At 44.7% G+C, this 25,995-nt stretch carries 20 protein-coding genes and 1 pseudogene; 13 read left to right on the top strand and 8 right to left on the bottom strand.

The features are described from left to right. Positions 1-155: 155 nt before the first annotated feature. Positions 156-959: an SDR family NAD(P)-dependent oxidoreductase gene (locus tag QUA27_RS13065; RefSeq protein ID WP_333068433.1), complete on the bottom strand. Its 804-nt coding sequence runs from the start codon at positions 957-959 to the stop codon at positions 156-158. 314 nt (positions 960-1,273) lie between these two features. On the opposite strand from QUA27_RS13065, the gene QUA27_RS13060 reads away from it, so the two are divergent. Continuing rightward, positions 1,274-2,200 carry a DMT family transporter gene (locus QUA27_RS13060; RefSeq protein WP_333068432.1) on the top strand — a complete coding sequence of 309 codons (927 nt, stop codon included), beginning with the start codon at positions 1,274-1,276 and terminating at the stop codon, positions 2,198-2,200. 178 nt (positions 2,201-2,378) lie between these two features. Beyond that, positions 2,379-3,236 (top strand): Hpt domain-containing protein, encoded by an 858-nt coding sequence (locus QUA27_RS13055; RefSeq protein WP_333068431.1) that lies wholly within the window; start codon positions 2,379-2,381, stop codon positions 3,234-3,236. Between the two features lie 139 nt (positions 3,237-3,375). Here the strand turns inward: QUA27_RS13055 and QUA27_RS13050 are convergent, their stop codons facing one another. Beyond that, entirely contained in the window at positions 3,376-3,750 is a 375-nt protein-coding gene (locus QUA27_RS13050) for a hypothetical protein (RefSeq protein ID WP_333068430.1), read from the bottom strand. A gap of 489 nt (positions 3,751-4,239) precedes the next feature. Between QUA27_RS13050 and QUA27_RS13045 the strand changes: the two genes are divergently transcribed. The 3 genes from QUA27_RS13045 to QUA27_RS13035 all read left to right on the top strand — a co-directional run bounded on the left by QUA27_RS13045 (position 4,240) and on the right by QUA27_RS13035 (position 9,486). Continuing rightward, positions 4,240-6,756 carry an ATP-binding protein gene (locus QUA27_RS13045; protein WP_333068429.1) on the top strand — a complete coding sequence of 839 codons (2,517 nt, stop codon included), beginning with the start codon at positions 4,240-4,242 and terminating at the stop codon, positions 6,754-6,756. 122 nt (positions 6,757-6,878) lie between these two features. After that, positions 6,879-8,342: a CIA30 family protein gene (locus QUA27_RS13040; RefSeq protein WP_333068428.1), complete on the top strand. Its 1,464-nt coding sequence runs from the start codon at positions 6,879-6,881 to the stop codon at positions 8,340-8,342. Positions 8,343-8,607: 265 nt separating this feature from the next. Continuing rightward, positions 8,608-9,486: a carbohydrate ABC transporter permease gene (locus tag QUA27_RS13035; RefSeq protein ID WP_333068427.1), complete on the top strand. Its 879-nt coding sequence runs from the start codon at positions 8,608-8,610 to the stop codon at positions 9,484-9,486. A gap of 158 nt (positions 9,487-9,644) precedes the next feature. Here QUA27_RS13035 and QUA27_RS13030 read toward each other — a convergent pair whose 3' ends face one another. From QUA27_RS13030 to QUA27_RS13020, 3 genes are all read right to left on the bottom strand, one after another. Further along, a complete protein-coding gene (locus QUA27_RS13030) occupies positions 9,645-10,346 on the bottom strand; it encodes a DUF4079 domain-containing protein (protein WP_333068426.1) in 702 nt (233 codons plus the stop codon). Positions 10,347-11,066: 720 nt separating this feature from the next. Then, a complete protein-coding gene (locus QUA27_RS13025; protein ID WP_333068424.1) occupies positions 11,067-11,489 on the bottom strand; it encodes a DUF6335 family protein in 423 nt (140 codons plus the stop codon). A 238-nt stretch (positions 11,490-11,727) separates the two neighbouring features. After that, positions 11,728-11,934 carry a hypothetical protein gene (locus tag QUA27_RS13020; protein ID WP_190734170.1) on the bottom strand — a complete coding sequence of 69 codons (207 nt, stop codon included), beginning with the start codon at positions 11,932-11,934 and terminating at the stop codon, positions 11,728-11,730. Positions 11,935-12,099: 165 nt separating this feature from the next. On the opposite strand from QUA27_RS13020, the gene QUA27_RS13015 reads away from it, so the two are divergent. Then, positions 12,100-12,513: a peptide chain release factor 1 gene (locus QUA27_RS13015; RefSeq protein ID WP_333068423.1), complete on the top strand. Its 414-nt coding sequence runs from the start codon at positions 12,100-12,102 to the stop codon at positions 12,511-12,513. Positions 12,514-12,757: 244 nt separating this feature from the next. Here the strand turns inward: QUA27_RS13015 and QUA27_RS13010 are convergent, their stop codons facing one another. Further along, the gene (locus QUA27_RS13010; RefSeq protein ID WP_333068421.1) at positions 12,758-14,269 is read right to left on the bottom strand and encodes a hydroxysqualene dehydroxylase; all 1,512 of its coding nucleotides are present in this window, start codon (positions 14,267-14,269) and stop codon (positions 12,758-12,760) included. 101 nt (positions 14,270-14,370) lie between these two features. Here QUA27_RS13010 and QUA27_RS13005 point away from each other — a divergent pair, with 101 nt between their 5' ends. The 4 genes from QUA27_RS13005 to QUA27_RS12990 all read left to right on the top strand — a co-directional run bounded on the left by QUA27_RS13005 (position 14,371) and on the right by QUA27_RS12990 (position 18,613). Then, entirely contained in the window at positions 14,371-15,216 is an 846-nt protein-coding gene (locus QUA27_RS13005) for an ABC transporter permease (protein WP_333068420.1), read from the top strand. Between the two features lie 109 nt (positions 15,217-15,325). Further along, positions 15,326-16,177: an ABC transporter permease gene (locus QUA27_RS13000; protein ID WP_333068418.1), complete on the top strand. Its 852-nt coding sequence runs from the start codon at positions 15,326-15,328 to the stop codon at positions 16,175-16,177. Positions 16,178-16,229: 52 nt separating this feature from the next. After that, positions 16,230-17,291 (top strand): ABC transporter substrate-binding protein, encoded by a 1,062-nt coding sequence (locus tag QUA27_RS12995; protein WP_333068417.1) that lies wholly within the window; start codon positions 16,230-16,232, stop codon positions 17,289-17,291. Positions 17,292-17,524: 233 nt separating this feature from the next. Next, entirely contained in the window at positions 17,525-18,613 is a 1,089-nt protein-coding gene (locus tag QUA27_RS12990; RefSeq protein WP_333068416.1) for an ABC transporter ATP-binding protein, read from the top strand. Positions 18,614-18,895: 282 nt separating this feature from the next. Here QUA27_RS12990 and QUA27_RS12985 read toward each other — a convergent pair whose 3' ends face one another. Beyond that, on the bottom strand, positions 18,896-20,983 hold the full coding sequence (locus QUA27_RS12985; RefSeq protein ID WP_333068415.1) for a thioredoxin domain-containing protein: 2,088 nt from the start codon (positions 20,981-20,983) through the stop codon (positions 18,896-18,898). 127 nt (positions 20,984-21,110) lie between these two features. Here QUA27_RS12985 and QUA27_RS12980 point away from each other — a divergent pair, with 127 nt between their 5' ends. Next, entirely contained in the window at positions 21,111-22,685 is a 1,575-nt protein-coding gene (locus QUA27_RS12980) for an outer membrane protein assembly factor BamB family protein (protein WP_333068414.1), read from the top strand. A gap of 190 nt (positions 22,686-22,875) precedes the next feature. After that, positions 22,876-23,007 carry a hypothetical protein gene (locus QUA27_RS12975; RefSeq protein ID WP_333068412.1) on the top strand — a complete coding sequence of 44 codons (132 nt, stop codon included), beginning with the start codon at positions 22,876-22,878 and terminating at the stop codon, positions 23,005-23,007. Here the strand turns inward: QUA27_RS12975 and QUA27_RS27405 are convergent. Then, positions 22,944-23,144: pseudogene (locus QUA27_RS27405) on the bottom strand (DUF255 domain-containing protein); the annotation flags it as partial. The gene QUA27_RS12975 and the pseudogene QUA27_RS27405 sit on opposite strands and share 64 nt — an antisense overlap. 1,432 nt (positions 23,145-24,576) lie before the next feature. On the opposite strand from QUA27_RS27405, the gene QUA27_RS12970 reads away from it, so the two are divergent. Next, on the top strand, positions 24,577-25,293 hold the full coding sequence (locus QUA27_RS12970; RefSeq protein WP_333068411.1) for a PEP-CTERM sorting domain-containing protein: 717 nt from the start codon (positions 24,577-24,579) through the stop codon (positions 25,291-25,293). The last annotated feature ends 702 nt before the right edge of the window (positions 25,294-25,995 follow it).

Below are 25,995 nucleotides of genomic sequence, written 5' to 3'. Positions count from 1 at the left end.
TGCCATTATAGTGTTCGGGCCGGGTTTAACAGTCTCTTTCTTTAGTTGTATATATTCAAGGGAAGTGGCCCCTAGGACTCAGGCGCGTTACTAATAATTTGTCTGGTGCGCCCTGGGTACCTTACCAATTACCAATTATCCATTACCACTTAGGATTATAACTTGCCCTTTTCCATTGCCCACTGCATCAAACCGGGGAACAACCGATAAGCTTCCGACGCCAAAAAAGCAGGACCGACGGTAACTTCTGCACGCTGATTTTTCACAGCATCCCAGATAGCTTTAGCAATATCTTCTGGCTGAGTGGCCCACTCAGATTTCAGCATTTTGCTCATTTGCTGACGGCGCAATTCGACTGCGGGTTCGTCTCGATCGCGAAATTGAGCTCTTTCTAAAAAATCGCTATTAATCAGGCCCGGATGCACGGCGCAAACGTGAATACCTTGAGGTGCTAATTCCAATCGCAAACTTTCTGTTAAACCGGTTACTGCATATTTGCTGGCACAATAAGCAGTCATTTGAGGCAAAGGCATTTTGCCCCCAATAGAACCAACATTGACTATTGTGCCAGTTTTTCGTTGCAGAAAATGTGGCAAAATTTCTTGAATTGTGTTAACGCAGCCCCAAAAATTGGTATTCATTAATTGCTGCCAGTCTTCGGAGGTAGTGTGCTCGATCGCCCCCGTGAGACAAATGCCAGCATTGTTAACTAAAACATCGATGTTGCCGCAGGCATCTAGGGCTTTTTGGACGATCGCCCGCACTTGGTGAATGTCGCCAACATCCCCTGGAATAGCTACAGCGGAAGTGCCTTCTCGCTGTACTTGAGCCGCTGCGGCTGCCAATCTCTCTGGCTGGCGAGCTACCATCACTACATCGTAACCTTTACTTGCAAATAAAATTGCTGTTGCTTTGCCACTTCCTTGAGAAGCGCCTGTAATCAAAACAGTAGGAGCCATAGATAGTTATAAATTGTAAGTGGGTAATTTGTTTTTTGCGGTATTGAAACTATAACAGAGGTCAGGTAATTTTAGGCACACTCTACATTGACTTTTTTTGAGTATAGTAATTTTTCATGATTAGCGGTCGGTTTTTTTTACGAACCGCGAAGGCCCGTTAGCAAAACGCCGAGTTACCGCTCTTGTCACGAAGGAAGAGAGAAGAAGAGAGGAGAAGAGAGGAGAAGAAGACAATAGAAATTATTCATAATTTGTGCGAAAATTGCTTTGTAAATTTTCGCAATGCCCAATGCCCAATGCCCAATGGCTAAAAAATGAATCTTCCGAAACCAGCACCTAATTGGTCGATCGCCCTAGTGTTAATTATCGGCGTTTTAGCCGTCTCAACTTCCTCAATCTTAATTCGGCTGGCTAACTTGAAAGCAGGGGCGGGCGGCTTCGGTTTCAGTCTGGTACTTGCGGCTTCTCGTCTGACTTTATCTGCTTTAATTCTGCTTCCTGCTTGGCGGAAAATTCAGTGGAACACCCTGCAACCGGGATCTCGGCGCTATGCTGCTGGTGCGGGTTTGTGTCTCGCCCTGCACTTTGCGCTGTGGATTACCTCACTTTCTTATACTTCGATCGCCGCCTCAACTGCCCTCGTCACCACTAATCCTGTCTGGGTAGCGCTGTTGTCGCGCTTCTGGTTCGGCGAAAAACTCAGCAAAATGTCGATCGCTGGCATTAGTATAGCCCTGACTGGGGGAATGGCGATCGCCCTCGGAAGCACGGGCGCAGCCCATGCTGGCAGCAGCCAACTGCTGGGTGATTTCCTTGCTCTGGCTGGTTCCTGGGCTGTCAGCTTGTATTTGCTGCTGGGCCGGGAAGCTCAGCGGCGGGGACTGGGAATTGGTGGCTATATCGCGATCGCCTATACTGTTGCTGCGATCGTCCTGCTGCCTCTCCCCTTCGCCCTCGGCACTACTTATACCAATTATCCCCACATTGTATATTTTTATATTTTGTTAACGGCCGCTTTGCCTCAGTTAGTCGGCCACACTATTTTGAACTGGGCCGTAGTACAGATTTCCCCAACTCTGGTAACTCTTGCCATCTTGTTTGAACCGGTTGGGGCGAGTTGGTTGGGTTATTTGCTGTTTGGGGAAATGCCAGCGCCGGCGGTACTCGCAGGTGCTGCGGTGCTGCTTTTGGGGGTGGCAACCGCTACCGTTGGAGCAAAAAAAATCACTGTCAACAGTTAAGAGTTAACATTTTTCAACATTGCCACTACCGTTGGCGTGAGTCAGAATAAAACAGATTAGGGCTTAAAAACAAAAATAACTCGTCGCTTAAATATTGGTTCCAAACTATCAAATGTCTGACTAATCACTAATGACTAATGGACTAATGATACTCGGGTCCCTTTCGGAGAATAAAATTATGTTGCCAGAACAACTACAGCGGATCATCGGCTACTTTATCGAAGAAGCCACAGAACAGATCCAAATTATCGAACAAGGCTTGCAAGATATGCAAAATACCGTGCCAGCTCCCCAAAGAATACACCAGCTCATCCGAGCCTCGCACTCGATTAAGGGGGGAGCAGCTATGCTCGGATTTAGCAGCATTCAGCGAATTGCTCATCGGTTGGAGGATTATTTCAAGCTGCTCAGAGAATGTCCGATCGCCATTGATAGCAGGCTACAATCGCTCTTAACCGAAGTTTTTGATATTTTAGCAGCCCTCGTGTCAAAGGTTTCTAAGGGTTTTGGGCTCAACCACGAAGACGCAAACCAAATGCTCTCCCTCGCCGAACCGGTTTTTGACGAACTCGACGCTTACCTGAGATTGCGAATTCCGACTCGCCTGACTGTGAGAGCTACTACGGACGAACATATTCACGTTTTCTCCGGTTACTGCACCTCCCTGAGCGAATTTTCCTCGGCTATTGCTTCGCGCGTCGGTTTGCTCGGAGGCACTATTACCAGCCACGATCGGGATAGCCAGGGCCTACGCCTTTGCATTGACATTTACCTGCCGCCTTACACCAGGATCGAAAACATCCGCCAAGCTGTCGAACTCTCCGGCGCTATTATCGGGAATGTTCAGACGCAGCGGGACTTTTCGCTGCTGGCGAGTGGAGATTATCCGGTTTACCAAAGTGCGATCGAACCTCCAGCAATTTGCATCGGATGTCGCTACTATTATGGTAGAAGCGACGGCGGCTACCTGCTCAATTGCACGATCCATCCCCGCGGTCCGGAAACAGAAGATTGTCGCGATCGCGAACCGGAATAACCGCTGAAAACTCAGCCCTCGGCAGCACGATTTGCCACCCGAAAAACTTTCTTTTGAAACCAATATTTTCCCTGAAACATTTCACACTACCCCCCTGCCAAATTCTTTTTGAGTTCCTAGATAATTAGATCTTTCTCTCTTAGGTAACTAAATCCTTCTTCCTTGTGAAAACTCCCCTAACCACTGATACCGCAACTCGAATTAATTGCATCATGCTTGCAGGATGAGCGATCGCCCAGACATTAATTGTCAGACAGGTGATTGCCATAACTAGCAAGATGTATGTCGGAGGCATGACTACCCCGATCGCGAACCAGGTGAAAACGTGAAATATCATTGCTGTAGCCCAAAGGCTGGCGACAACCACAGACGCCCAAATTTGCATTCGAGGTCGGTTTAGTCCTATCAAAATCGCTGTCTGCAAAGTAGTCAGCAAGTTTGCCGGAACTAAAAAGGCACAGATAGCTATGCAGTAGGTATGAGAAAATTCAGTAACTGTATTGAAGTCGATCATCAGTCTAATTGTCGGGCCTGTTGGGTATACTTAAAGAGCTTAGCGTGACTTGACTTTCAGATCTTGTCACCATTACCTTAACTTAATATTTCAGTAAGTAGGCCGCTCTGGAGACGCATTTCTCTCCCCCTTTTCCAGCAGGCAAAATTTTACCACAAATATTAAAGTTTGGGGAAATTATTAAACATACTTGAAGAATGGCAACAATTGCTATGATAATTAATATCGGGAAGCGATAGTATAGAAGAGCCAAGTCGGTAAAATTTCTAGAAGGCTGAGGCTGGTATAACAGCAACACATACTGCAGGCTGGTTTTCGACTAAATCATTTTTGATTCGCTGAGTATCGGGTGATTGATTCTCCGTGTCCGTCAAGGGATCGAGCCGTTATGCGATCGAACAATATGAGATTTTTATGGAAAAGCCAATTTGCTCTCAAATCTCAAATCAATAGAACTATCTCCAAATTTTACAGCGGAAGACAAAGCAAATGGATCAACAAATCACAATTCCCGCACTCGAAGAAGTTGACTTGACAAACTGCGACAGAGAACCCATTCATATATCGGGGCACATTCAGCCACACGGGGTGCTACTTGTGGTACGAGAACCTGAACTAGAAATACTGCAAGTCAGCGAAAATATGCCAGACTTGTTAGGAATTGATGCCAAAAGTGCGATCGGTAAAAATTTGAGCGTATTATTCAATCGAGTTCAACTAAAAAAACTCAATCTTTGTTTGCGTAATGAAAACTTAAAAACCGTTAATCCCATTAAACTCTCTGTCACAAACAAAGGTAAGTATTTAGAATTTGACTGCATCCTCCACCGAGTAGAAGACGTATTGATTGTCGAGTTGGAATTAGCCACAAACCCAGAAAATATTTCTGTTTTTAGTTTTTATCATTCAGTGAGAGCCACTGTCAGTAAAATTCAAAGCGCCCCAAATCTCAAAGAATTATCTCAAATAACTGTAGAAGAAGTCAGAAAAATATCTGGTTTTGATCGAGTTATGCTCTATCAATTTGACTGCGAAGGCAACGGCGCTGTGATCGCTGAAGCTAAAGCAGAAAACCTAAGTCCTTTCTTGGGATTAAACTACCCCAGCTCAGATATTCCCAAACAAGCCCGACAACTGTATACGTTAAATTGGCTGAGGTTGATCCCCGATGTTAATTATCAACCCGTCCCCCTTGTTTCAGGAAACAATGCTGTTACCACCCAGTCTCAAAACCTCAGTTTCAGCGTGTTGAGAAGCGTTTCTCCCATTCACATAGAATACCTGCAAAATATGGGCGTTGCAGCTTCGATGTCAATCTCATTAATCAAAGACAAAAAACTGTGGGGATTGATTGCTTGCCACAACTATACACCAAAACACCTCAACTATGAATTGCGCGCAGCTTGCGAATTTATCGGGCAAGTAATGTCCTTAGAACTGCAATCAAAAGAAGGAAACGAAGACTACGACTACAAATTACACTTGAAATCGATTCAGACCAAAATTTTTGAAGACATATCCACGTCCGAAAACTTGTCACAAGTGTTAGTTAAATGTCAGCATAATTTGCTAGAAGCAGTCAACGCCCGGGGAGCCGCAATAGTATTTGGGGACAATTGCTATCGAGTCGGGCAAACACCTCAAGGAGAATCCCTCAAATACTTAACTCAGTGGGTGCAAAAGCATTTAAATAAAGAAATTTTTTATACAGACTCGCTGACCAAATGCTATCCTGAAGCTGAGGAATTTAAAGACACGGCTAGCGGGTGTTTGGCTATAGCAATATCGCCGACTCAGAAAATATACATTTTGTGGTTTCGCCCCGAAGTAATTAAGACGGTAAATTGGGCGGGAAACCCCAACAAACCAGTTGAAACCGATGAAGATGGCAACCCTCGACTGTCTCCTCGGAAATCCTTCGAGCTGTGGAAAGAAAATGTGAGGTACAAATCGTTGCCTTGGAAACAATGCGAAATAGACGCTGCATTGGAACTGAAAAAAGCAATGATTAATATAGTGCTGCGCCAAGTTGACAAACTCGAAAAATTAAATACAGCACTAGAAGCATCAGTCGCCCGAGAACGCGAAAAAACTGCTAATTTAAAAACAGCAATGTCCGAGCTTAAGCGGGCGCAAACTCAATTAGTGCAAAGCGAAAGAATGTCAAGTTTGGGCCAGTTGGTGGCGGCGGTAGCTTATGAAGTCACTAACCCGATTAACTTTATCTATGGAAATCTTAGTTATGCCAACGAATACAGTCACAAAATGCTGAATTTATTGCAGCTTTACGAGCAGCACTATCCTTCGCCTTCGCCAGAAATTCAAGCACAAATAGAAGCAGTAGAATTAGAGTTTATAGTTGAAGACTTACCCAAGTTGCTGGGTTCAATGAAAGTAGGAGCTAACCGCATCCGAGAGATAGTTCAGTCGCTGCGAAATTTCTCTAGAATTGACGAAGCAGAGATTAAACCAGTTGACATTCACGACGGATTAGACAGTGCTTTGCTGATTTTGAGCAACCGACTCAAACCGAAGCCCGATCGCCCAGCAATTCATCTCATCAAAAAATATGGCTCTCTGCCTTTGGTTGAGTGTTACGCAGTTCAAATCAACCAAGTATTTATGAATGTACTGGCAAATGCAATTGATGCTCTCGAAGAGGCCTTTGTCAACAATAATTTATCGCAGGGCGGCGGCGAAGAGCCAGTTAAGTACGGACAAATTCGGATTGTCACTGAACTTTGTCCCGGAGAAAAAGCCGTAGCAGTTCGGATCGAGGACAACGGTTGGGGCATGGAAGAAAAAGTTCGCCAGAAAATTTTTGAGCCGTTTTTTACCACAAAACCGGTGGGCAAAGGTGCGGGGATAGGTTTGGCGATTAGCCATGAAATTGTGGTAGAACAACACGGCGGCAAATTGACTTGCATTTCTGCCCCCGGAGAGGGAACTGAGTTGATTATTGAGATTCCCTTGAGCCAAACTCATCCCACACCCATTGTCAAGTGAAAAAAAGTCCGCGCTAGGGAAGCTATCCCGAAATTAGGAAATCGACCCAATTCACAAATCGAAAATTCGATTAAAATACAAAAGCAGCTAAGTAGATTTGAGCCAATTCAGAGGAAGCTAGTATGACTGAAAAAAAAACCGCCCAATGGGATGCCGGCCGGTTTCTCAAAACCTTGGCTTATTTCGGCGTCATTCCCTTCATTGGCAGCATTAGCTGGCTGCAACAAATCTTTGGAAGCAGCAGCAACAGTAAAAAAGACCAACCCAAACTGATACTGGTAGCCGGTGCCACCGGCGGCGTCGGGAAGCGAGTTGTCAAGCGGCTGCAACAGCGGGGATATAAAGTACGCTGCCTCGTCAGAGATGCTAAAAGAGCAACAGAAATTCTCGGCAATAATCTCGAATTAGTCGAAGGAGATATTACTCTGCCAGAGACGCTAACACCGTTAGTAACCGAGGGCGTGGAAGCAGTTATCTGCTGTACCGGCACTAAAGTTCAACCGATAGAAGGAGACACCCCAACCAGGGAAAAATACTACCAAGGCATCAAATTTTATATGCCGGAAGTGGTGGATGTTCCCGAAATAGTCGAATACAAAGGCATCAATAATTTAGTCCAAGCTGTTCGCCGCCAGCTAATTCAAGCAGGCGAAAAAATAATTTTTGACTTCACAAAACCCAGCCAAGATTTAAAAGAAACTTGGGGTGCCCTCGACGACATCGTGATGGGCGGCACCAGCGAAAGTTCGATCGTACTTACAGACAATACAGCTATATTCACAGGCAATGTTTCTACTGCCAACTCCGGTGGCTTTGCTTCTGTGCGTACCCGCAACTTCGATCCTCCCCTCAATCTCGCAGGATTTAGTGGCCTCTACCTGCGCGTCAAAGGGGACGGTAAGCGCTACAAATTAATTGTTCGCAGCGAATCTAAATGGGATGGAATTGGCTATTGCTATTCGTTTGATACTGTTTACAATATCTGGATTACTGTCACCATTCCCTTTGATGAGTTAATTCCAGTATTTCGCGCCAAAACTGTCAAAGATGGCTCCAAATTTGATGCCAGCAGTATTTTTTCGTTTCAGTTAATGTTGAGCAAATTTGAATATGATGGCGCGTTAAACCCGAAATTTACACCGGGTATTTTTCAAATCGAGTTAGAATCTATTAAAGCTTATGGGGGACAGACTTTGCCGCGCTTTGTGATGGTGAGTTCGGCAGGAGTTACCCGCCCCGGCCGCCCGGGAATTAACTTGGAAGAAGAACCGCCTGCAGTCAGGATGAATGATATGTTGGGGGGGATTTTGACTTGGAAATTGAAAGGGGAAGATTGTGTGCGATCGAGCGGCATACCTTATACTATTGTGAGACCTTGCGCTTTGACTGAAGAACCGGGAGGCAAAGCTTTAATATTTGAGCAAGGAGACAATATTAGAGGCAAAGTCAGTCGGGAAGATATTGCAGAATTGTGTGTGCAGGCTTTGGAACAACCGCAAGCTTGCAACCTTACTTTTGAGGTGAAAGAGGGGGAAAATGGTAGTTCTCCCGGAGACTGGCAGGCTTTGTTTGCGGGAGTTAAATAATTATTATTTGTAGGGTCGAATTCTAGATCCCCCCTAACCCCCCTTAATAAAGAGGGGACAAGAAATCGTTTCAAGGACTCAGTTCCGGTGCGCCGAATAGTACCCTACAAATGCGAGTTTTATAACTGGTTCCCAGGCTATGCCTGGGAATCAATGTCCCGAGGCTCTGCCTCGCTTGTTACTAGGAAAATTGGAGGCAGAACCTCCGGATATGCGTTACCAGGCAGATCCTGTTAACGAGTAAAGTTACCAATTACCAATTACTATGTCTGTGACTTTTTCCCGACGCTCCTTGACGCCTTATTTGTTTTTGCTTCCGGCTTTATTTATTTTGAGTTTGACTGTTTTATGGCCGGCGGTGCAAGCTTTTTATTTGAGTTTTACTAATTACGAATATGATTTAACTCAAATGCCGCAGTGGGTGGGTTTGAAGAATTTTAACAGGTTGTGGGGCGATCGCACATTCTGGCAAACTTTGACGAATACGCTGCTGTATCTCACCTGCGTTGTGCCTGTATTGGTTGTTCTACCGTTGGGAATGGCGATTTTGTGCAACCAAAAACTTAAGGGGATGAACTGGTTTCGAGCAGCATACTACACGCCGGCGGTGATTTCCATGGTTGTCGCCGGGATTGCTTGGAAGTGGCTGTTTGCTGAGACTGGACTGCTGAATCAGTTGGGGGAATTGTTGGGTTTGCCTCCTGTTTCTTGGCTGGCTAATCCGAAGTTAGCAATCTTTAGCGTCATGGCAGTTACTATCTGGAAAGGATTGGGCTATTACATGGTGATTTATTTGGCAGGGCTGCAAGCTATTCCGGCAGAACTTTATGAGGCGGCTGCTATTGATGGTTCTGATGGTTTGGGAAAGCACTGGGATATTACTGTGCCGCTGATGAAGCCGTATCTAGTTTTGGTAGCAGTAATTTCGGCGATTTCTGCTACTAAGGTTTTTGAAGAAGTTTATATTATGACTCAGGGCGGGCCCCGCAATAGTTCTAAGACGGTTGTGTATTATCTTTACGAACGGGCTTTTAAGGACTTGGAAATTGGCTATGCTTGTACGATCGGGCTGGTTTTGTTTTTGCTAATTTTGGGTTTGTCGATTTTGCAAGTTAGCCTTCAGGGTTTGACTCGCAATGATTAAGATTGGTGGCTGATTAGGGCTGACGCAATCCGGGCATCATAAACTAGGTTTCTCGTTCTCATTCCTGTGATTACCATGGCTTTGTTACATTCAGAAACCAGGTTTACTGCTCTAATTTAGACTAATTTTAGACTTGAATCTCGAAGTAATGCGATCGCTCACGGCTTTGGGCAGGTCTTATTGGCGAAATCACAGCTATAAATATAGGGTTTCTGCCAGTTCAGAGGAATTTCTAATAAATCCCTGGTTCCGGTCATTCCCTGTCCCAGAAAGAGCAGCACGGCGATCGAGTTCAAGATCACATGGATAGTGCGCCAGCGATTTGAGCGGTCTTTGTAAATGTCTTGAATGATGGCAAGGGAGAAAACCATAATTAGCGCAGCGGTGATGCCAATGTAGTAGTGTGACCAATACCATTCATTGGTTCGCCGATAAACCCCATCTTGAGTGCCAAGAATCACCAAACCAGTACCTGTTAGGGTCGCAAATATGCCGCGCCATAAAGCGGGTGTAGCTCGATATAGCATGACCAAAGAGGTGACAGTTGCAACAAACATCAGCACAATGAAAATGACTTGAAAGGAGTTTTTGCTCCAAACATCCTTGCTCAAAATATGCTCAAAAATCGGGTAGGCTAGACCCAACAACGTCACTCCTACCACAGAACCTGACAGAATTCGACCTGCTTTGACGTGTTCGGGACCGACTACAGGTGGAATTTTGCTCTTGGTGTCGATCGCAATTTGGTTGCGACGCTGCATGGTTTGCCACGCCATATTGAGAACAATACCAAGCGTAGGAAAAACAATCGCTACAGCTAAAATAGGATGCAGCAAAGCCAGAAAATCTTTAAATTCCATACAGCACCTTTTTGTTGAGGAGGGTTGGCTTCATCAACCCGGTTTTTGCGATACATAATATCATACCCGGCGATCTAACCACAGTAACTTTGCAGTCAGGACTAATAGCGATTATTCACCCGCATACAGAGGATTGAAGTCCTGACTACAACCACGCTTTATGAAGGGTAACTCACCAGAAATGTTGATAAATCTGAAGCTAGGATATAGCAGTTGTCAATTGGGTGAGGTACAGCTTTCTCAGTTACGCAATTACCCAATTACAATTACCTTGTTCTCAGAGAAATGAAAACTGCTGGCGGTAAGGTCAGTGGCGCTTAGCGAGTAACTACCTGCATCACTTTGAGCTTAGCTGAACAGTTCTTTGTTATTCACAATAGTAGGGTAATTTTTGTTCGCTCAAGCATTTTACCAGGGATATCGCCCATCCACTGTGCTTGTACTTTCTTGTCGTAGTTGAGATAAAGCTTCCCATTAAAGATTTTCCAGGCGTCACAAGGGTTGGCTCGTGCAACCTTATTGAAGTGTATATTCGTGCGTTACTGATTAAATTAGAAGCAAGTAACGCCAAAGACCTGCTGCCTAGCGTTCGGGGAGTTAGATACGTGTTGCGAGATCAAAAGTGATGAGGGGCGGATTTACAAATACTTGGCATATCAAGTATGGATAATGGTGAACCCGCTCCTATTGTGCTACCTATTTCTTTTGTAAAAAATTGACCTAGAAATCCGGTCGTTCCTGATAATCTTCCGCAGAACTAGGGTCTAATTCCCAGCGACTTTCATCTCGATGTTCAAGCATATTTGTTGTGTTCAAAATAGCGCCATCGGGCATTTCTATGCCCGCAGCGGCTCCCAGTTCGTCAACAATATCCAGGTCGGGAGTAGGCGCGGTTCCGCCCACCGATTGCTCGCCAGTGGCACTTTCTTGTTCCGCAGCCGGATCGCCATCCTCGCCGCCGATTTGGGAACTGGTGGAAGAGTAGTCCGAACTGCTGTCCTGCAAGGTTGTTATGTCGTCTTGGCTCAATCCCGGTTGATCGATGACGCCGGTACCGTAAGATTCGGTAATTTCTTGAGGCAATTCGCCCAAATTATCGCGTTCTGTTGTTGTTTTTGCGTTGCTTTTCTTTTGCTGTGCCACGATACTTGCTCCTGTTTGTTTTTGAACTCAATTAAATTAAAAATGTCCGAATTTGGCTTTAACTGAATTGTTTTTAGTAATTGCCGATGGCTATAATTAAGTCGTATAATAATTCCTGTTTAAGTTTTTAGCTTCTATCCCAAGAAATATATGGATTCGGATCAGCTATTTCATTGGGAATACAAAAAGCGATCGCCCGTTTGAAAATGGCGATCGCTTTTTAATGGGGAGGCTAATTCTATTCGGGAAAATCAGGAATTACCCATTTGGGGGGTTCCATGCGTTTCCTTCTCACCGCTTCCTCTGCTATTTCTAGCATTTTATCCAGAGAAGTATTTTCAATAAAGTTGGACGTTGCTTCTGCGTATTCCCGCTTCGGGCACTTGTCGCCCAGAACGCAGCCATTGACGCAGGCTACAGCACAATCGACAGTGTTCTCCACCATAACTTTTTTCCTTTCACGGTTCCAACAACTAATAGGCAGGTACTCTGGGTGAATTTGTCAAGAGACTGCTCTATATCTTTATTTTACTTCACAAATTGTCATAAAAGGTCGATCGCCAGCGCAAAACTGTTATAAAATCAAAGCAACCTACCTAATCTGCCGATCGTGAGTAATTTTCTGCGGCGCTTAAAACTTTTACCTTGGCGAGAAATGCTGCAAATTGCCGCCCTCGTCAACTCAATCGTGATTGCACTGGAGCTATTTTTAGCCTGGGGTTTCACGCAATCGCGACCAATCCGCAACGGGGTGACGCTTCTCTACAGTTCTTCCCTCGGGACATTGATACCTTTTGCAGCAGCAGTGGGAATGGGAGCTTTAGCAGTGTACTTTTTAGAGTATTGGCAACAACAATTTTTGCTCAACCGAATTAGTTTGTGGGTTTTAGTTTTCTGCGTACTCTTGGGTTTGGTGTTAAAGTCATTCCTACCCATACCTCCTTTATTAGCAAGTTTATCGGAAGCTGCACTAATTGGAGTTACGGTGGGAGTTTTTTGGAAAGGTCGGCCTTATTGGCGATAGTCATGCCATTTTAGATTTTAGATTTTAGATTTTAGATTGGCTATGACTGATGAAGATTTGGGTTTCTAGCTTGTTTATACTTGCATTTTGTGAAAGTAGTATCATTAGTCATCGATCATGGGTTATTAGTCTATATGTAGGGTGCGCAGTGCGCACCTTACCGCTTCAAGCAAGAAATTCCTTCTTCCTTATTTCTGACATCCGTTAAATGCGTTACCGAATCCGTTGCCGAACTTCCTTCTGCTTATGGCAGCCAAAAATCGGGAATGAATGTTTTAGTCAAACTGCGAGTAAACTGATTAATCTTTCTCCCGATTTGAATGTGCGGTTCGTCAGCTTCCACGGGAATAATTGTCGCTTTTTTCCCAAGTCCGAAACGCGAAATTACTAAATTGGCCGCCTCCAAGCCAGTAACATAAGCCTTTTCCTGCGACCAAGAACCGTGCCGGGTCACAACCCAATCGCCGCTCATCAATACATTATCATAACTTGTTACCGCAGGCAACAAATACTGATAGCTGCCAGGGGCAAAATGCGTTACCGCCCGTGACAGCCGAATCGCGCTGCTGTCAATTACTTTGGCGTCCCGAAAAGCGGGGATGCAAGTCGCTAAATCCCGCTGAACTAAGGAAACAATTTCCTCATCTTTCAGGGGAATTAATTGATTTGCGTGATAAAAGTCAGCTTCGACAACTGTTCCCGGTTCGCCTCGAAATTCGTCGTGCAAAGCATTCAAATCAAAAAACGTCCAACCTGTAGTTGAACTAAATCCAAAACAGGCATTAGAAGGCAGCGGAATGTCAATTTTTCTGTCAAACCACAGGCGAACAGCTAACACGTCAACTGCACCCAGATTCATTACGTTCCGAAACTCTTGGCGACTTTGCAAAGCAGGGCTGCTGCTGATAATTTTTTGCATTCCCGTGACGCCAACTGCAAAAATAACTGCATCTGCATCGAAGGTTTCTTCGCCGCAAACAACGCCTGTGGCTCGGTTGTTGCTGTCAACTACTAAGTCAGTAACTCGCTGCTTTGTCAATACTTTTGCACCGAGTTTTTCCAGGCGTTCGACCCAGGGGCGAAAGATTTTTTCTCCGACTGTTCCGCGACACCAAACTACATCAAAATCCGGTTGGTGTGCTAATATGAAATAATAGAGCATTCCCAAAGCGGCGGCAGCCGAACACTGTTCTCCTGGTGCAAATAAACCTACTAATAACATCGGTTCAAAAGCATCGCGGTACAGCCTAGCAGAAACACCAAACTGTTTGAATAGTTCGCGCGCTGTCACGCGATCGTACCTGCGCCAAGCTTCGTCAGAATTGTCGAAATCTAGGACGGCGTAGAGTAAGGGTAAGGCTGAAAGCCGATCGACTAATGGCAGCCTTTTAAATCGGGTGTAAAGAAAGGTTCCTAACGGTGTGGAAAGCCGCGGTTCGTCCTGAAAAATCGGCGATTCTACTTCCAATCCGGCGGGTGAATACTGACAAGAACGAGTCCAAGGCGTGAAGGGATCGAGGCCTAACTCCTTGACTAAGGAAAATATGTTTTTGTAGGGATACCAGAAGCCATGAATACCTGCTTCTACGGAACGACCGCCGGCGGTTTTCCACCCCGCAACTAACCCACCCGGATAAGGGCCTGCTTCTAGCAGGGTGACATCATAGCCTTGCTGGGCTAGGTGATAGGTAGCGCCTAAACCTGCCCATCCTGCACCGACGATGACTATTTTTGGGGTTGACGATTCTGCTGACATTGCGTACCTCTTGATAATTTATTAATGATGACATAATTCATAAAATCCGGATTTGATATAAAATGTGTTGGATTATGTGCTAAATTTCGCTTGAGTGAATAATGAGTGTCAAAAACCGCCAGCAAACTAACCTGTTGCTGCTATTATTTCCCGCTACCGCCTGGCTGATGGTTTTCTTCATTTGGCCAGTGTTAATTGTACTGTTGTACAGTTTTTTAGAACGCGGTACTTACGGGGGCGTTACTTGGATATTTACTCTTAGCAACTACCAGCGTTTGTTCAGCGGACTTTTCTTAGGAGTAATTGGGCGATCGCTCTGGCTGGCTTTTTTGACAACGGCCGCTTGCTTGTTAGTTGGCTATCCCCTAGCATTTTTCATCGCCACCCGTTCTCCCCGCTGGCGAAATGCTTTGCTTTTGCTGATAATTATTCCATTTTGGACTAATTTTTTAGTAAGAACCTACGCCTGGATCATACTCTTACGCAGCGAAGGAGTAGTTAACACAGCCCTGGAAAGCCTGCAAATTATTAGCGAACCGTTAAACTTGCTTTTTACGCCTTTCGCTGTGGCTATCGGTCTTATTTACGGCTATTTACCTTTCATGGTTCTGCCTTTATATTCTAGCATAGAACGCTTCAATTTTTCATTAGTAGAAGCTGCTCATGATTTAGGGGCAAACGATATTCGCACTTTTTGGCGCGTATTTTTACCATTAACAACTCGCGGTATTGTTGCAGGCTCTATTTTAGTTTTTGTTCCCGCAGTCGGCGCTTTCATCACACCGGATATATTGGGCGGTTCTAAAACAGTTATGGTGGGAAATTTGATTCAAAATCAGTTTATGAAAGCCCGCGATTGGCCTTTTGGCTCGGCCCTTTCTATGCTGTTGACGGTAATCATATTGATTCCTGTGTTAATTTACTTCCGCGTGTCTGACGAAACTTAAACAGGTAGATTGAGATTTACAGTTGGGCGGGGCGGGTTTATGAGATTATTGGTTTTAGGCAAAAATTGTCTGTAAAACCCGCCCCTACAGGCTACCCTATTTTGGACTAATGACTAAACTAGATTTACTCGTGCGGGCGATAGGCAAAAAGTGGCTTTGGGTACAAGCTGTACTAGCATTAGCCTTTCTTTACTTGCCAATTCTCATCTTAATTATTTACTCCTTTAACGCCTCCAGATTCAATGCCGTTTGGCGCGGCTTTACCCTCGATTGGTATCGCAGTTTGTTTAGCAATGCAGGCGCGACGATTGCTACGAGTAGCAGTGCCGGAATCTGGACAGCACTCAACAACAGCTTGCTAATTGCAGCTATTTCGACTGTGCTAGCAACCGTTTTTGGTACAATGCTCGCCCTAGCGCTGGAACGCTTTCATTTTCCGGGGCGCAAAGCCGTAGAAGCTTTACTGTTTTTGCCGATTATTATGCCCGAAATTACGATCGGCATTTCGCTGCTAGTTTTCTTTACCCTAGTATTTCGGATCCTAGAAAATCTCACGGGAATTCGCCTCAATCTCGGCTTACCTACCGTAATTATCGGTCATGTTGTCTTTAATATTTCCTTTGTGACTATTACTGTCAGGGCACGTTTGGCAGAACTCGATCCGATATTAGAACAAGCAGCTTTTGACTTAGGCGCTAACGAATGGCGGACTTTTTGGCGCATCACCCTCCCTCTGATTTGGCCCGCTATTTTCAGCGCGGCACTGTTGGCTTTTACTCTGTCTCTGGACGATTTTGTCGTCACCTTCTTTACCACCGGCGTCGGTTCGGTGACGCTGCCGCTATTTGTTTACGGCATGATAAAGTTTGCAGTAACGCCAGCGATTAATGCTATTTCAACTTTGATGTTGTTCGCTTCCTTATTCCTGGTTTTATCATCGTTAAAAGTTCAGAAAACTTAAAGAAAAAAGTTTTTTGTGTCATAATTATTGTCATATGCAACTAACACAACCTATGAAACGCCTGCTGACTTTCCTAATTTTGTTTGTGATGAGTGCAACGGTGGCTTTCGGCTGTAGCCCCACAGGTGCTAACCAGCAGCAAGTCCTCAGCATTTACAACTATGCCAGTTATATCGCCCCAGAAGCGATCGCCCAATTCGAGAAAGAGAACAATGTTAAAATTCAATACGACACATTTGAGAACAGCGACGCACTCTACGCCAAACTCAAACAGGGAAACCCCGGTTACGACTTAATATTTCCCGCCGATTACATGGTGAAAATCATGATCGCAGAAAATATAATTGAACCGCTGAATTTAAATAATATTGCCAATCAAAAAAACCTAGAACCTAAATTGGTCAATCAAAATTTTGATCCGGGGAATAAATACTCTCTGCCCTACCTGTGGGGAACAATGGGAATTGGCTACAACGTCAAAACAACCAAGGGCGATATCAACAGTTGGGCGGCGATGTTCGACCCGAAATATACCGGAAAAGTCGCGTGGCAAGACGATGCAAGATACACATTTGCAGGAGTTTTAATGTATTTAGGATTTGACCCCAATACAACCAATCCCGAAGAAATTAACAAAGCCCGCGATTTGCTGATTAAAAGTAAAAATATTATTGCTGCTTTTGTCCCGGATACTGGTCAAAATCTGCTCGATCAAGGAGAAGTAAATCTGACAATGGAATGGAGTGGCGATGTTTTCCAAGTTATGAAAGAAAATCCCAATCTCCGCTACGCTATTCCCAAAGAAGGAACAATTATCTTCTCTGACAACATGGCAATTCCCAAAGGTGCACCCCAGAAAGAGTTAGCGGAGAAATTTATTAACTTTATTTTGCAGCCAGAAGTAGGCGCCCAAATTTCTAATTTTACCCACTTCGGATCGCCCAACAAGGCAGCAATTGAGCGAGGTTTAATCGACGCGAAAGATTTGAAAAATCCTCAAATTTACCCGCCGGCTGAAATCTTTGGCAAAATGAAATTATTGGAGGATGTCGGGAAAGCAACTGCATTGTACGATCGAGCTTGGACGGAAGTTAAAGCGGGGGCTGGAAAGTAGATATATAACCTTTCTCAGTAACATGAGGTACTATCTCGCATAAGGCATAGGGCATAGGGCATACCTCACTACGCTTGAGAAACGCTATCACACAGGTTTCCGCCGGGGCGGGTTTACTTAAATTTTTAGTTTGTATTAGAGATTTTGATGAACCCGCCCCTAGATAATTTATGTTTATTTAACCGGAATTGAGTTCAAATTTTTATTAGTCATACCTAAGACATACTAACACAATGCACGCCGTCGAAGTTTTAGAAGTTTCCAAAGTATTTAAAAGTGTCCGCAGTCACGATTTTTTAGCTGTAGACAACATCAACCTGCAAATTTACGATCGAGAATTCTTTTCTTTACTCGGCCCTTCTGGCTGCGGCAAAACTACAACTTTACGAATGATTGCCGGTTTTGAAATTCCCACAGCCGGGGAAATTTACATTCACGGCCAACCGATGCAAAATCGCCCGCCATTTCACCGCCCAGTAAATACGGTATTTCAAAATTATGCTTTATTTCCGCACATGACAGTAGCACAAAATGTCGCTTTTGGGTTGGAAATGGAGAATATGCCTCAGACAAAAATTCGCGATCGCGTTGCTGATGCCTTAGCATTAGTACAGTTAACCGAGGTAGGAAAACGCTATCCCCGCCAACTGTCAGGGGGACAGCAGCAGCGAGTAGCATTAGCAAGAGCATTAGTCAAACAGCCGTCTGTTTTGCTGTTGGATGAACCCCTAGGAGCGCTGGATTTAAAATTGCGTAAAGAGATGCAGTTAGAATTAAAAAAAATGCAGCGAAAATTAGGAATTACATTTATTTATGTGACTCACGATCAAGAAGAAGCACTAACAATGTCGGACAGAATTGCAGTGATGGATGGAGGAAAACTGCAACAAGTCGGGACGCCTGTTGATATTTATGAATATCCTAAAACGCGGTTTGTTGCTGATTTTATTGGCGACAGCAATTTTTTAAGCGGGCAAGTAGTAGAAAAGCAAAACGGTCAAATAATCGTGTTGGTTGACCAGCAGTTGCCCGTGTTAGTTGCGACAGCCGAAGATATGCCCGCGGGGAAAGTTGTCACCCTGGTGTTGCGTCCAGAAAAAGCTGCTATTTTCCCGGCTAATTATGATGTTGAAAATAGCTGGCCCGCAATAGTAGAAGAGGCTATTTATATTGGCACTGACACGCGCTATACGGTGCGGTTGACTGCTAAAAGTTCGATCGCCCTTCGCCGACAAAACTTGCACAGAGATGACTTGCAGCGATACCAAGTCGGCGACAGCGTTCGAGTTGCCGTGCCGCCGGAAAGTATTTGCATTTTTTGACACTCAAGCGGGCTGAAGCCACTGAGATTCTAGCGACAGAGTAAGATTAGGTAGTGTCCAAAGTCTCACTATCGCTACCGTCTCAGGCACCGTTTGACCAGTAAAGTTAAGTCCAAGCGACTTGACAATGGAAGACTTAGCTGAGGTTTTAGAAGATTGAGGGGCAGACTGAAGATGCGATTCCTTCCCGGTAGAAGATAATCTACTTCTTCCTCCAGCTTCCTCCTTCTTCCTTCACGTCCTTGGTGTCTTCGCCGTTCAATAATATAGACAGTATTGGTACTAAACCCGCGTTTGACTTTGCAAAATTTCCTCCAACAACCGGTCTTGACTTTTCGCCGGTTCCTTGCAAGTTAAACACTCGCAAACTAACCCGATAACACCTTCAGGCAAATCAGCCTCAATCTGACAGACAGCAGTCGGATAATACTGCAAAATCAAGCCAGAAATTCGATCGGGAGTCGTGCGAATTAGGGTAGAGTGCTGATACCAATCGATCGCCGAAAGTAGACTCGGACAAGCTTGCGGAGCATCTTGTACAATACTGCTGAAAGCTTGCAAACCTTGCTGCGCGCGATCGAGATATTCCAAATTTTGCCCCAACAGTGCGAGACGAACCAAAGAGGCGATCGCAATTCCATTCGCCGCCGGAGTTGCATTGTCTATATAGCTGCGTTCCCGCACCAACAAATCTCCGCTAGCATCCTTAGCAGTATTGTAATATCCTCCCAATTCCACGCTCCACAAAAACTCATCAAACTCTTCTTGCACCTGCACAGCTTTCTCCAACCAAAACTGAGAATTTGGCAACTGTTTTTCCTCTTCCCCGTTGCCTAAAGTCAAACTCGCTTGGTGCAAATCCAACAGAGCTTTCACAAACAAAGCATAATCTTCCGACTGCGCGGTTACAGCAGATTGTCCGTCATAATTCAACCGCTGAAACCGCCCATCCGTCCACTGATTTTCTAAAATAAAATTAGCAGCTTTCACAGCTAATTCCAAATATTCTAAATTTCCAAAAACCGCCGCAGCGCGGGCTAAACCCGAAATCATTAAGCTATTCCAAGCAGCAATCATTTTCGTGTCAGTAACGGCGGGAATTCTACCCGGCCAACTGTCGTTTTTAGCCTCCTGATTGTTGCGGGCTGGCGGAAAGGTTTTGACAGTATCGGGATTGCCACCGTAGCGAACTTGAAATAGTTTAGCCAAAGCCGTTTCTACCGTCTCGCTCAGTTTGCCTGGATGGCGGCGCTGCAATACATTTTGACCTTCAAAATTGCCGCTGCGACTAACAGTAAACTGTGCTTTAATTTCCGTTAATTCCTCAGCAGTTAACAGTTCTTCCAGTTCGGCATAAGTCCAGACATAAAATGCTCCTTCTTCCGGTTCAAATTCTTCAGAAGTGTTAAAACTGTCAGCATCCTGTGCGGCATAAAAATAGCCTGTTGGCGCGGTCATTTCTCGCTTCAACCATTCTACTGTCCCCGCGATCGCAGTTTCAAAAGCAGGTTCTTGTATTCCCGCGCTCCACAAATTTGCTAAATACTCAACAATTTGACCGTTGTCGTAGAGCATTTTTTCAAAGTGTGGTACAGTCCAAGTCGCATCAACCGTATAGCGGTGAAATCCGCCGCCTACGTGATCGTAAATGCCACCCAATGCTAAGTCTAATCCGCGCTGAGTGCAGACTTGTTTGCTGTCGTATTTTGATTCAAAATTAAATCGCGTTCCCCGCAGTGCTAACTCAGCATAAGGTATCATCGGAAAACTGGGGCCGGGGTTGCTGCCCGCAATAATTCCGGTGTTGATTTCTAAGCCTTTTTGAAAGATTTCGCGATTTAATTCGGCGGTTACTCCTGACAGCGCAGCCGTCTGTTGGAGGTTGCCTAAAATCTCAGCTTTGAAGGCTTCTACTTTGCCTTTTTCTGTATCGTAAAAGCGGCGAATTGCTTGCAAAACGTCTAAAAAGCCGGGGCGTCCGTAGCGCGGTTCTACGGGGAAATAAGTGCCTCCGTAGAACGGAACTCGCTCGTCTGGAGTAAGAAAAACGTTGAGTGGCCAACCGCCTTGACCGGTCATCATTTGCAAGGTTTGCATATAAATGCTGTCGATATCCGGGCGTTCTTCGCGATCGACTTTTATCGGTATAAAATGCGAATTCATGTATTCGGCGATCGCGCGATCGGAAAATGCTTCCCCTTCCATCACCGTACACCAGTGGCAGCTAGAGTAGCCAATTGACAGGAAAATCGGTTTATTTTCGCTTCTGGCCGTTTCTAAGGCTTCGTCGCACCAGGGCCACCAGTCGATCGGATTTTCGGCGTGTTTCCGCAGGTAAAGGCTTTGGGATTGAGCAAGACGGTTGACCATAATCAAATCCACTTTAACTCGTGCTGAATAAGCTTGTCACTTCTCTAGCAGTTTAGCGCGAGATGTTTTAGTTGAGTTGTTGCTGATAATTATGTTTTAATATTATGGCTGATTATCTCGATCTAACATGAGCTTATCATCTCGGAGAACCTTCAATCAACAGCTGGGGCAATTTTTGCTGAGTGCTGCTGTTCCTCCTGCTGTTATCAAACTGAGCCAAACTGCCTCCTCGGAACAAGCTTTATTAGACACTAATCTTAACAATTTTCTGACTAAAGCAGACCCAGAAATAGAATTATTAGTCCCAACATTTTTAGGTAACGACAAGCGTCGGTTCTACGGCAGAGGTGTTCCGAAAAGCTTGAAGTTAATCGACAAATTTGAGCTAGGAAGCGGCAGGACTTTTCTGGGAAGGCGGTCTGTAGTTTGGAGCGGAGCCGGTTGGACTGGACAGCCGACAATTACCAGAGACGGGGGAAAAACTTATTTAATTATAGGTGCTTATGACCACAATTTGCGAAAAATAGATATTGCTACCAATAAAGAAGTTTGGCGCTATAAATTTGATGATATAATCAAAGGTTCATCAACAATTTATATCGATGAAAAAGCCAGCGCCGAAAACAGAATTGTGATTTTGCAAGGCAGCCGCAGCGGCGGTGGTGGCAAAAATGTTGTGCCGAGTTTTAGGGCAATATCTTTTAGAACTGGCAAGGAACTTTGGAAATTGGACATCAGGAAAACGCCCAGCTACAGCCGGGATAATGACAGCAGCGCTTTGGACATCGGCGGTGGAGTTTTGTTCAATGCGGGGGAAAATGCGATCGGCTATTTTCTCGATAGTTCCACAAGCCAGGCAAAAATAAAACAAGGCATCAAGCAGCCAAGTATCTTGTCAGAAGTACAGCTTTATGTAGCCGGAGATATCAGCAAGCACAGGGGAAACCTGGTCGCGGAATCATCGCCATCAAGGCTCAAAGATCGAATATTTATAGCTGCTGGTTCCGGTCATATTTACGGTATTAGCATTGAAACTAAAAAGATAGTCTGGGATTTTTATACTGGTTCGGATTTGGATGGAAGTGCTGTAATTTCTAAATCAGGAAAACTTTTTTGTGCGATTGAAAAACAATACATTCAGGGCAACGGCGGAGTGCTGAAGCTAAATCCCAACAGAGAACCGAATGCCAGCGTCGAATGGTTTTTGCCTACCGGAAATCGCCGACTTTCTAGCTGGGAAGGCGGGATAATTGGCTCTGTGGCGTTGAATGACGAGTACAATTCAGGGGATTTTCCGGCGCTGTTTGCCACAAATGCGATCGACGGCAATTTGTACATCGGTTCCCAGGATATGATTACAGGCCAAAAAACTTCTGTTCCTTGGCGTAACCAGTCTTACGATACTCCAGTAATAGTATTTAAAAAAGCGATTGGTTCTTCAATTTCGACTCCGATTTTTACCGACGGTAATAAACTGATCAGTGCGGGATACAACGGTGTTTATTTGTTCAATTTGAATTGGGAACGAGCGAAGGCGGGGGATCAGAATGCGTTGAAAAATGCTAAAGGGGAGTTTTACCGTTTGAAAGTAATAGAATCGGGGAGATTTAAGCCGGGTTTGTCATTTGAGGCGACGCCTGTAGTTTGGGACGGAATTGTGAGGATTTGTGCGAGGGATGGCTGGATGTATACTTTGGGTTAGTTATTGGTATTTTTTCCTCGATCGGGAACAGGCTTTCCGGCCTGTTCCACAATAAGTAAACTCTGTTGTGGAACAGGCCGGAAAGCCTTTTCTTAAAAGGGTGTTGAAATCCCCCACCTATTCCTACCTGCGGTTTAACTGCAGTTATATGTATGAGAGAAATAATTTCTTAAATTATCGAAAACTCGTTATGGCAACTCATGAAACTCAAATAAGTCAAGTTTACGGTTCAGAGGATGCTCAAGGTATTTTACAGCTTGCGATCGCGCGATCGCAAAATGCTTCACCTGCCGTCACCCTACACCAGTGGCAGCTAGAATAGCGAATTGACAGGAAAATCGGTTTATTTTCCCGGACGGCCCTTTCTCAGGCTTCGTCGCACCAGGCCCAACAGTCGATCGGATTTTCAGCGTGTTTTCGCAGAAAAAGGCTTTGGGATTGACTAAGACGGTTGACCACAATCAAATCCCCTTGAACTTTTGCTAGGTAAGCTTGTCAGTGCTCTAGCAGTTTAGCGCGAGATGTTTTAGCTGAGTTGTTGCCGATCATCGTGTTTTCAGATGATCGCTGATAATTTAGATGTCAAATGAGTCCATCTCGAAGAATCTTCAATCAACGGCTGGGAAAATTTTTGCTGACTGCGAGGGTTCCTCCTGCTGTCCTCAAACAGTGCCAAACTGAATTTGGGAATTGACGGAGTGAGAAAGCCACTGAAACATTGAGATGTAGAGGGTTTAGGCTCTTCAACGTCCCTCAAGAGAGTAGCAATTATCACAAGTCTATTGACAATTTTGATGGTAGCGATCGCCAACGATCCTCATTCGATCGTGTAGGAAGTCTCAAAAGTAGCGATCGCACGCACACATTTTTTTGAAGACAAGCAGCTCAAACCCTTACTGCGTCAAGTCTTTCAACTTGCTTGTCACCGTCAAATCTAGGAATTGACTTTTTTCCACAAAATAATATTAAGAAATTTTTAGCGCAAGCAGACCCAGAAATATAATTGTTAGTCCCGACATTTTGGCGTTGCCTAATTGCCGGATGATTTTGATTTTTTTGTGGGATGGGCTCTCCTAGCCCGCAGGCGTGTATTTTCACTGCAGGCGGGACACCCCACAAGAATCATCCTCAAATTGTGCAACGCCGACATTTTTAGGTAACTACCAGCGCCGCTTCTACCGCATAGGCGTTCCAAAAACTATGTCCCAGAAAGTCGAGTCGTCCTTTTAGTCGGTCAAAGTTCCGGCGTCACAGATAATAACGACCACCGAAACCATTGGTCTCTAAACTGAGATGTTGCACCATGACCTATAAGCCTGTTTTCGGCGGGATCTCCTGCCCACCCCCTACTCCCCACAAGAAAACTCATTCTTTGTGGAACCGGCCCCAGAGCCGGTTCTTGGTAATCGTGCAACATATGAGTCTAAATGGCGCTTGTTGCTGAATCGGAAAGCGAGAATCGACGCACCGAATACGATCCAAGATTTTGTCCTGAGTTATAGCCCACATTCGGCAGTTTCAACTGTCACCATCGGTTTTTACCTATTTTTACCCAGCAATCAAGCTATCACTTAAACTTTTCTACCGTACATTAACGGATCAAAATTTTTTTAAAGGCATAATTTAGAGCTTAAAAATAGTTTTATCAGTAATTATGCTGTGTAAAAACTCAGGTTAGGAAGGTGGGTTATAGCTTTTTGAAATAGAGAAAAGTCAGGACTAAAATCCGGATGGCAGCACCCCTATTTTTTGATGTAAGCCATAGCAAATGGCTAGCTAGAACTCATCTATTTAGGCACTTTGGCTAAATCCAACAAGCGTATTCTGAATCTTCATCGAATCTTTATCTAAACCACTTGCATTAACTTGTGCTGTGGTTTAAATTGAATATGTGAAGGAAAAAAACCTGCTTCAACTCAACTTAAAAATAAAGGTGTCAACCATGAAATTGCAATTAAACGTAGTCAAATATATTTTAGCTGTTGCCGGTGTCGCCACTCTTAGTGCAGTATCCGCCGCACCTGCATCCGCCTTCAGCTTTGGTAATATCGCTGGTGGCGACACGGTTGGAGATGCCTATGCAAATAGCTTTTCATTTGACGTAGTTGACGAGGGTACGTCAGTTCTTTTTAACATCTTCAACTCGGGAAATGCCGCATCCCCTAGTATGTTTATCGGTAAAGTTCTCTTTGATGATAATGGCTATCTGTCTAATGCCGTGGCTAACATTAATAACACTGGTGATGTAGCCTTTAGTGGTGGTGCTGGTAGCGATCAGTTGCCTCAAGGTGGTACTGGCTTCACCACAGACTATGCCTTCATAAGAGATAATGGTGCTGGTAATAAATGGGCTGTCCAAGGTAGCGAAAGTTTGGGAGTGCGGTTCACTGGAAATTATGCTAACGTAGTTTCCGCTTTGAATACCGGTGCCTTAAAATTAGGTTTGCACGTTCAAGCCTTACCCAATGGTGCCAGCGATTCTTACATCAGCAGCACTAGCAACACTGAAGCTACTCCTGAACCTTTAACAATGCTTGCTGCTGGAGCCGCTGTTGGGTTTGGTACTATGTTCAAAAAACAACGCGCTCAGGCTCAAAAAGCTGAATAGGCGATCGTTTGAACTCGTTTTCGATTCTGGCTTGATGCCAAACTGATTATTTTATGTTCTATATAAAAACCTGGTTTCTTGATGAAATCAGGTTTTTTAGTCTCTGATAGCGCGCCACCGTGAAAACCTCGGACTTGGAAGCCTATCTCAAGGGAGCATCTCATATTTGTAAAAACACTTCTTCCGGCTCCTTCCTTCTTCCTCTTTCCACCTGCCTCCCAACTCCAATTTCTAGCTTGTCTGCTTTCATTGAGATGCTCCCGTCAAATCGCCCCTAGACAGCACATTTAACAACTACCGTAAGGCCGTTTTTGAAGCATTTCCCATATATAGCAACCCTTGCAGGAGTCGTAAATTTTTTACCCCACCCCAACCCGCCCCGAACCCGCTTGCTCGGAAGTAAGAAATTTACAAATGATGCGAGGATTGCTATAAAGGCACTGAGATTCTTTAAAAGGAGATAATCACCATGGAGCATTGCTCAATATCTAACTCGCTCAGCCTTATTTACTCAAATCTCAGTGTCACACCATGCGCTGTACCAATTGCGTCTACTCTCAAGAAACCCAAGCCTCATTAAGACTACTTATTTTTAATTATTGTTGATTCACTTCGTTGTTAGTTTTTGCTTACACCGCCTGAGTAAGTCAGTGCTAGGCACCCAACCAATCATTTCTAGTAGCAGTCTTTTCCATAGGTGTC

The organism is Microcoleus harperi Pol14_C6 (assembly GCF_036701295.1).
Taxonomy (GTDB): Bacteria; Cyanobacteriota; Cyanobacteriia; order Cyanobacteriales; family Microcoleaceae; genus Microcoleus.
The sequence above is the reverse complement of the archived record's forward strand: the minus strand, read 5'-3'. Positions and strand labels throughout refer to the sequence as shown.

What these genes read in the sequence shown, in the direction of transcription:
- QUA27_RS13065 (WP_333068433.1), bottom strand. Translation starts at nt 959, where the DNA reads ATGGCTCCTACTGTTTTGATTACAGGCGCTTCTCAAGGAAGTGGCAAA.
- QUA27_RS13060 (WP_333068432.1), top strand. Translation starts at nt 1,274, where the DNA reads ATGAATCTTCCGAAACCAGCACCTAATTGGTCGATCGCCCTAGTGTTA.
- QUA27_RS13055 (WP_333068431.1), top strand. Translation starts at nt 2,379, where the DNA reads ATGTTGCCAGAACAACTACAGCGGATCATCGGCTACTTTATCGAAGAA.
- QUA27_RS13050 (WP_333068430.1), bottom strand. Translation starts at nt 3,750, where the DNA reads ATGATCGACTTCAATACAGTTACTGAATTTTCTCATACCTACTGCATA.
- QUA27_RS13045 (WP_333068429.1), top strand. Translation starts at nt 4,240, where the DNA reads ATGGATCAACAAATCACAATTCCCGCACTCGAAGAAGTTGACTTGACA.
- QUA27_RS13040 (WP_333068428.1), top strand. Translation starts at nt 6,879, where the DNA reads ATGACTGAAAAAAAAACCGCCCAATGGGATGCCGGCCGGTTTCTCAAA.
- QUA27_RS13035 (WP_333068427.1), top strand. Translation starts at nt 8,608, where the DNA reads ATGTCTGTGACTTTTTCCCGACGCTCCTTGACGCCTTATTTGTTTTTG.
- QUA27_RS13030 (WP_333068426.1), bottom strand. Translation starts at nt 10,346, where the DNA reads ATGGAATTTAAAGATTTTCTGGCTTTGCTGCATCCTATTTTAGCTGTA.
- QUA27_RS13020 (WP_190734170.1), bottom strand. Translation starts at nt 11,934, where the DNA reads ATGGTGGAGAACACTGTCGATTGTGCTGTAGCCTGCGTCAATGGCTGC.
- QUA27_RS13010 (WP_333068421.1), bottom strand. Translation starts at nt 14,269, where the DNA reads ATGTCAGCAGAATCGTCAACCCCAAAAATAGTCATCGTCGGTGCAGGA.
- QUA27_RS13005 (WP_333068420.1), top strand. Translation starts at nt 14,371, where the DNA reads ATGAGTGTCAAAAACCGCCAGCAAACTAACCTGTTGCTGCTATTATTT.
- QUA27_RS13000 (WP_333068418.1), top strand. Translation starts at nt 15,326, where the DNA reads ATGACTAAACTAGATTTACTCGTGCGGGCGATAGGCAAAAAGTGGCTT.
- QUA27_RS12995 (WP_333068417.1), top strand. Translation starts at nt 16,230, where the DNA reads ATGAAACGCCTGCTGACTTTCCTAATTTTGTTTGTGATGAGTGCAACG.
- QUA27_RS12990 (WP_333068416.1), top strand. Translation starts at nt 17,525, where the DNA reads ATGCACGCCGTCGAAGTTTTAGAAGTTTCCAAAGTATTTAAAAGTGTC.
- QUA27_RS12985 (WP_333068415.1), bottom strand. Translation starts at nt 20,983, where the DNA reads ATGGTCAACCGTCTTGCTCAATCCCAAAGCCTTTACCTGCGGAAACAC.
- QUA27_RS12980 (WP_333068414.1), top strand. Translation starts at nt 21,111, where the DNA reads ATGAGCTTATCATCTCGGAGAACCTTCAATCAACAGCTGGGGCAATTT.
- QUA27_RS12975 (WP_333068412.1), top strand. Translation starts at nt 22,876, where the DNA reads ATGGCAACTCATGAAACTCAAATAAGTCAAGTTTACGGTTCAGAGGAT.